At 59.7% G+C, this 6,933-nt stretch carries 6 protein-coding genes; 4 read left to right on the top strand and 2 right to left on the bottom strand.

Features of this window, described 5'->3' with window-relative positions:
* Nucleotides 1-80: 80 nt before the first annotated feature.
* A complete protein-coding gene (locus tag A11A3_RS16825) occupies nt 81-1,223 on the bottom strand; it encodes an oxygenase MpaB family protein (protein WP_008930540.1) in 1,143 nt (380 codons plus the stop codon).
* A gap of 88 nt (nt 1,224-1,311) precedes the next feature.
* Entirely contained in the window at nt 1,312-2,082 is a 771-nt protein-coding gene (locus A11A3_RS16820; protein WP_008930539.1) for an alpha/beta fold hydrolase, read from the bottom strand.
* Between the two features lie 91 nt (nt 2,083-2,173).
* On the opposite strand from A11A3_RS16820, the gene A11A3_RS16815 reads away from it, so the two are divergent.
* The 4 genes from A11A3_RS16815 to A11A3_RS16800 all read left to right on the top strand — a co-directional run bounded on the left by A11A3_RS16815 (nt 2,174) and on the right by A11A3_RS16800 (nt 6,696).
* Complete coding sequence (locus A11A3_RS16815) at nt 2,174-3,607, top strand: ABC1 kinase family protein (RefSeq protein WP_008930538.1); 1,434 nt, start codon at nt 2,174-2,176, stop codon at nt 3,605-3,607.
* A 204-nt stretch (nt 3,608-3,811) separates the two neighbouring features.
* Complete coding sequence (locus A11A3_RS16810; RefSeq protein ID WP_008930537.1) at nt 3,812-5,035, top strand: Re/Si-specific NAD(P)(+) transhydrogenase subunit alpha; 1,224 nt, start codon at nt 3,812-3,814, stop codon at nt 5,033-5,035.
* Nucleotides 5,035-5,310, top strand: a complete 276-nt coding sequence (locus A11A3_RS16805) for an NAD(P) transhydrogenase subunit alpha part 2 (RefSeq protein WP_008930536.1) — start codon at nt 5,035-5,037, stop codon at nt 5,308-5,310. Before A11A3_RS16810 ends, A11A3_RS16805 begins: the two co-directional genes overlap by 1 nt.
* A gap of 3 nt (nt 5,311-5,313) precedes the next feature.
* Entirely contained in the window at nt 5,314-6,696 is a 1,383-nt protein-coding gene (locus A11A3_RS16800; protein WP_008930535.1) for an NAD(P)(+) transhydrogenase (Re/Si-specific) subunit beta, read from the top strand.
* Nucleotides 6,697-6,933 lie beyond the last annotated feature (237 nt).

The following is a 6,933-nucleotide window of genomic DNA, read 5'->3' as shown; positions in this document are numbered from 1 at the left end:
GCCTACAGGCGAAACCTGGGCTGAGGAAAATCCGTTTCCCGCAATTCCGCGATGAACCTTTTTTATTTACAGCAGCCCACTCAGGCCAGGGCCTTGAATCCCCAGCGCGCCGGGTTATCTCCCAACCCGACCTTGAGAGTCCGTCTCCCCAAGCGGTGATTGACGTCTTCCAGCACCCGTTTGGCCGGGTCCGGCAGCATCCGCATGCCCACGCTGGCCGTGCGGATGGCGCCTTTCACCATGCGCACCGCGGTGGCAGAAGAGACACTGCTGTGGATATTGAGGTCATCCGCCACCTGATCACCGATCAGATAACGGCTGAATGCCAGTAACACGTCATAGGACAGATGAAACGGTGGCTTGTTGGCCATATCCCGCAGTAGCGCCTTGGCCAGGGACTCACTGTCCTCGGTGGGCGCGTATAGATGAGACGTCAGCTGCATGGCCAGCACCTCCTGCTCCTCGAGAGTGCTGGTCAGCAGCGCCTCATTCACGCCCAGCACATAACCGGCATAGCGCCAGAAATAATGCATGGAATCGTGCTCACGGCGGCTGATCGCCACGCCCAGTCGTCGCAGCCCCCGCACCACCATGAAGTCGAACTCCAGAACCGTGCCGGCCATGTCTTCCTGGTTAATGGGCAGATCATAACGGGCCGAATCCCAGCGCGGATTGTTTTTGAGAAACTGGCGAACGGCGGCATGCAGCAGTCGCACTTCCATCAGCGTACGATGGCCCAGGCTGCCCGGGCGAATACCGTCCGGGCCAACAATATTGTGCAGCATCTGCCCGGTTTCGTAGATTCGCCGCGAGACATCCTTCTGCAGGCGTCCGGTGGCCACCAGCACCTGGGACGGCTTGTTGTGGGCATAGCCCTCCACCAGGCTGGAGCACATCAGCACCAACCCCTGCAGGGCGCCATTGCGTCGGTACATGCGGCGGCCCAGCTCCATTTCCTGGAAATCCACCCAGCTGGGCACGCTATAGCAGTGATCCAGAAAGGCCTGAAAATCGCCACCTTCCTGCGCCGCACGGCGCTCCACCTCCTCCAGCAGGCCGGACGGGCGTGTAAAGGCAATCTGCTCGGCACAACGGTCGGCCAGCGGGTCCTGAACCTGTCGCCATTTTTCCAGATTGGCGTGGGAATAGCGGTCCCACCAGATTCGCTCACGGGGAGACTGGGGCCCTTTTGCGTACCGCGACAGTTCTTGTGGCGTGGCCATGACTACCTCATTTAGACATTGTTGTTGGCATAGAACCCATGAGTTCTATGCCTAACGCTAATGGCTGAGAGAGGTAACGGTCAATCGACTAAACGGCGAAATCTGTTACCCCTTCGATCAGGGTGTTGATCAACCACTGCGGCGCGTCCAGCGGCAGATCATGCCCGGCCTGGGGATGAACATGCAGCGGCAACTGCCAGGCGTTAGCCAGCGTGCTTGAACAGCGCGGGCTGACCAGCCTGTCGCCGCCACCATTGATCACCATCACCGGCACTTGCGCCGGCAACGCACTGGGGGCCCGGTAACGGGCCGCGGCAAGCAGCTGGCGCAGGCTGTTGGCCAGGGAAACCGGCTTCTCGCGGGCATAACCGGCCCATTTGTCGGCCAGCTGCTCCAGAAAAGCCTCGTCATGCAGGTTCGAGGTGATCTGCAAAATGGCCAGCTCCTTGCGCCGCGGGTCTCGGCTGAACACCGCATCGCGCAGGATGCGCGGGTAATTGGCGGGTCGCAGCCGCTGCCAGAAGGGGCTGAAACGGCTGACACTGGTATTGATCAGGGCCGCAAACGCCACCTCCTCCGGAGCCTGGCTGAGCCACTGCACGGCCATCATGCCGCCCAGCGACAGTGCCACCAGGTGATAGGGGGCACTCTCCCCCCTGGCCTTGAGCTGCTCGCGGGCACTGACCAGCATGGCGCCCACTCGCGTCGGGCTGGGCTGCTGATAGAGATCGCCGTTGCCGGGCAGATCCAGCAACAGCACGCGATCCTGGGGCAAGGCGGCCTGCAAGCGTTGTGGAAAGTCCTCCCAATGGCGCTTTTCGCGAACCAGCCCCCGTAACAATACCCAGGTTCTTGCCATTCCTGTTCCCCTTCTCGTCAATGACCCATCCAGCAATAACGGCTAGAATGCCAGCGGTTTTCCTTTCGGCAAATGGAGTTTCTGCGCGACTATGACACGTAAAACCGTAAAACGGGTGAAAACCGGTTCCATTGAACGGCGTTTTTCCATGGCCAGGGCCGGCTTCATGGCCGGGGCCAAATATGCCACCGCCAGCGCCGGTTCGCTATTCACCCCGAAGGCGCAGCGCGAGGAACGCCGCAAGGAAATTCTTTCCGCCCGGGCCCAGGAGCTGGTGGAAGAACTGGGCCAGCTGAAAGGCTCAGTGGTCAAGATCGGCCAGATGATGGCCCTGTTCGGCGAGCATTTTCTGCCCGAGGAAGTGACCACCGCCCTGCACACCCTGGAAAACCAGACCTCCGCACTGGAATGGCCGGCCATCGAGCGTCACCTGCGCAAGGAGCTGGGCGACGCCAAACTGGCGCAACTGGAGATTGAAGAAACGCCGCTGGGCGCGGCATCCCTGGCCCAGGTACACAAGGCGGTGCGCAAATCCGATGGCCGCGAGTTGTGTCTGAAGATTCAGTACCCCGGCGTTGCCGATGCTATTGATTCGGACATGCGCGCCCTGGTACGGCTGCTGAAACTGAGCCGTCTGGTGCCGATCACCGAGCAATTCAACGAGTGGCTCGACGAAGTGCGCGAAATGCTGCGCCGGGAAGTGGATTACGACCTTGAGGCACATACCACCCGCCATTTTCGTAGCATCCTGGCCGAAGACCGCCGTTTCGTGGTGCCGGAAATCATCAGTGACTATTCCACCCACAACATCATGTGCATGAGCTTCGAACACGGCATCAATGTCAGTGATCCGGCTGTGCTGGAGTTATCCCAGGAGCGCCGTAACTTCATTGGCCGGGCCATTATGGAGTTGTGCTGCCGGGAGGTGTTCGAGTGGAACAAAATGCAGACCGACCCGAATTTTGGTAACTATCTGTTGCGTATTGGTGAAGATACCGAGCACGACCAGATCGTTCTGCTGGATTTTGGCGCCATTCGCGACTTCGATGACGAGGTGCTGGGCCCCGGCCGTGAAATGATTCGTGCCTCGTTCTATCACGACAGTGAGCGCCTGTTCCGGGCCATGTCCGCACTGGAATTTCTCGGCACCAGCGCTCCCAAGCGGTTGCTGGACGATTTTGCCCAGCTCTGCTTCGAGGCCGTGGAAGTGCTGCAGGACCCGGATAAATACCCGCCGCCGGCCAGTGTTCTCAATGACAAGGGCGAATATTGCTGGGGCAAGAGCAACTTGCCCAACCGGATCATGAATCGCGCCAGCCGCAATGCGGTATCGATCCACTTTGACGTGCCGCCCAAGGAGTTCATTTTCCTGGCTCGCAAACTGCTGGGCGCCTACACCTTCCTGCATGTGATCGAGTCTGAAGTGCGCGGTAACACCATCCTCGAGCCCTTCATTCACATGCGCGAAGATGAGGACCGGGCCGCAATTGAACAAAAATTAGGCAAAAAAGGCCTTGATCGCTGACCAAAATGGTCACAAATTGGCCGCTTATCGGTGCGATAACCTTTTCTTATTTGCCAAGCTGGCACGTCCACAATAAGGTTAGCACCCTGCTCATCGGCCGGTTCTCCTGAACCGGCCGTTTTTCGAGGCTTTCAGGAAGTCGGGTTGCCAAAATCTCACTGTCCTGGGAGCCGGTTATTTGCGAACCACACGGGGGTAACGCAGGTGATTATCGGTGTTCCCAAAGAAATTTGCCCTGGCGAACAGCGGGTTGCTTTAACGCCTGCCAACGTCAGCGCACTGCTGAAAAAACAAGGTGTCGAAATTATCGTCGAGCGCGGCGCCGGCGATATTGCCGGTTATACCGACAGCGCTTTTGAAAGCGCCGGTGCCAAACTGGTCGATCGCGACACGGTCTTCTCCACCGCTCAGGTTGTTCTGCAGGTTCAAACACCGGGCAGCAACACCAACAACGGTGAAGAGGATCTGGAAAAAATGAAGGAAGGCCAGGTACTGATCGGCATGACCGATCCGCTGGCCAACCCGCAATTCGCCCAGACCCTGGCCGGCAAGAAAGTCTCCGGCCTGGCCCTGGAGCTGGTGCCGCGGATCACCCGCGCCCAGGCCATGGACGTTCTCTCTTCCATGGCCATGATCGCCGGCTACAAATGCGTGCTGCTGGCTGCCAACGAATCCCAGCGCATGTTCCCCATGAACATGACCGCAGCGGGCACCCTGAATGCGTCCCGCGTGTTTGTCATGGGTGCCGGCGTGGCGGGCCTGCAGGCCTGTGCCACCGCCAAGCGTCTGGGTGCCGTGGTGGAAGCCTATGACGTGCGCCCGGCCGCCCGCGAACAGATCCTCTCCGTAGGCGCCAAGCCGGTGGAGCTGGACCTGGATACCGGGGAAGCGGAAGGCTCCGGCGGTTACGCCAAGGCCCAGGGTGAAGACTTCCTCAAGCGTCAGCGCGAGCTGATGACCGAGGTAATCAAGGAAATGGACGTGGTTATCACCACCGCCGCCGTTCCCGGTGCCAAAAGCCCCATTCTGGTGACCGAAGACATGGTCAAGGCCATGAAGCCCGGCTCCATCGTCGTGGACCTGGCCGCCGAGCGTGGCGGTAACTGCGAACTCACCGAAGAAGGCAAAACCGTGGTCAAGCACGGCGTTACCATCATCGGTCCGGTGAATGTGCCGTCCACCGTGGCTTTCCATGCCAGCCAGATGTTCGGCAAGAACATGGAAAACCTGCTTAACCTGCTGCTCGACGACAATGGCGACCTGCAGCTGGACTTCGAAGACCAGATCGTTGCCGATACCGTGATCAGTCACGATGGCGACGTGCCCCAGGCCCGTCTGCGCGAGCTGCTCGGTCTGCCCGCTCTGGCCAAGCCCGAGCCGGAAGCAGCCGAACAAGCGGCTGATGCGGACAGCAAGGAGGAAAAATAATGGATTTCGTAGCCGAACTTGCCCTGTTTGTGCTGGCGATCTTCCTCGGCGTGGAACTGATCACCAAGGTTCCGCCGACCCTGCATACGCCGCTGATGTCCGGTTCCAACGCCATTTCCGGGATTACCCTGGTAGGTGCACTGATCGCCGCGGGCTCCGATGCCGGCACCCTGATCAATGTGCTGGGCTTCATTGCCGTGGTACTGGCGACCATCAACGTGATTGGCGGCTTCATGGTCACCAATCGAATGCTGGCGATGTTCAAGAGGAAGTAAGGTATGCATATTGCACAGAGCTGGATTGATATCGCCTATCTGATTGCTGCCTGCCTTTTCGTAGTGGGCATCAAGGGCATGACCAAGCCCAAGACGGCGGTACGCGGTAACATGCTGGCAGCCATCGGTATGGGTGTGGCTGCCGTTATCACCCTGCTGAACAAGCACATTGTCAGCTACGAAGTCATCATTGCCGGTCTCGTTGTCGGCGGCACCATCGGTGCTGTCATGGCGAAGAAGGTACAGATGACCTCCATGCCGCAGATGATCGCACTGCTGAACGGCTTCGGTGGCGGCGCCTCCTTTGCCGTGGCTTCCGCCGAGTTCTTCCGTGGCGGTGCCGGTGACGTGGTATCCATCATTGCCACCGGTGCGGCGGTACTGATCGGTGCGGTGACCCTGACCGGTTCCCTGGTGGCATTTGCCAAACTGCAAGAACTGATCGACGGCAAGCCCATGGGCTTCCCGGGCATGAAGCTGGTCAACGCCATTCTGTTCATTGGTTCTCTGGTGGCCATCGGCTACCTGGTAGTGCATCCGGGCGTTGAGTCCGTGTTCTGGGCGCTGGCCATCGCGGCCTGTATCCTCGGCCTGTTCCTGGTGCTGCCGATTGGCGGTGCGGACATGCCAGTGGTTATCGCCCTGTTGAACTCCTACTCCGGTGTGGCCGCCTCCGCCGCCGGTTTCGTGATGGGCAACAGCGCCCTGATCATTACCGGTTCCCTGGTGGGCGCCTCTGGTCTGATCCTGACCAGCATCATGTGTAAAGCCATGAACCGCTCCCTCACCAACGTACTGTTCGGTGTGATGGCGGAAGCTGGCGAAGCCATGGACGAAGACGAAGTCTACGCCGGCAAGGTGAAGTCCACCTCCGCCGACGAAGTGGCCATGCTGCTGGAAACAGCACAACGCGTGGTGATCGTTCCCGGTTTCGGTCTGGCCATGGCCCAGGCACAGCACGCCGTGCGGGATCTGGCTGACACTCTGGAAGCCGCGGGTATCGAAGTGGAATACGCGATTCACCCGGTTGCCGGCCGTATGCCCGGTCACATGAACGTACTGCTGGCGGAAGCCGAAGTGCCCTACGATCAGCTCAAGGACATGGATGCCATCAATCCGACCTTCGAGCAGACCGACGTGGCCATCGTGCTGGGCGCCAACGACGTGACCAACCCCATGGCCCGTGAGGACAAAGGCAGCCCGATCTACGGCATGCCGATCCTCAACGTGGACAAGGCCAAGACCGTGGTTGTGGTAAAACGCTCCCTGAGCGCCGGTTTTGCCGGCCTGCCCAACCCGCTGTTCGCCAAGGACAACACGCTGATGCTGTTTGGCGACGGCAAAGGCGCGGTACTGGATATCACCACCGCCCTCAAGGAAGGCTGATACCCTCACCTTCCAGCAAAAAAGGGAGCCATCTGGCTCCCTTTTTTTGTGTCGGCAAAAAGGCTGGGAGCGGCAGCAGGCAAACGATGCCCATCGCCAACGGCATGCCTGTTGCGACCCACTCTGCCGTCCTTGTTTTGCCGCCCTCAGGCGGTCCCCGATTGGCTCTTTGAAATCACAAACCATAAAAAACCCCGCACGAGGCGCACTGCTGTCCCACAGTTGGCAGCCTCATAA

It is taken from the genome of Alcanivorax hongdengensis A-11-3 (assembly GCF_000300995.1).
GTDB lineage: Bacteria > Pseudomonadota > Gammaproteobacteria > Pseudomonadales > Alcanivoracaceae > Alcanivorax > Alcanivorax hongdengensis.
Note: the sequence above shows the minus strand (reverse complement) of the source record. Positions and strands in the feature narration are given on the sequence as shown.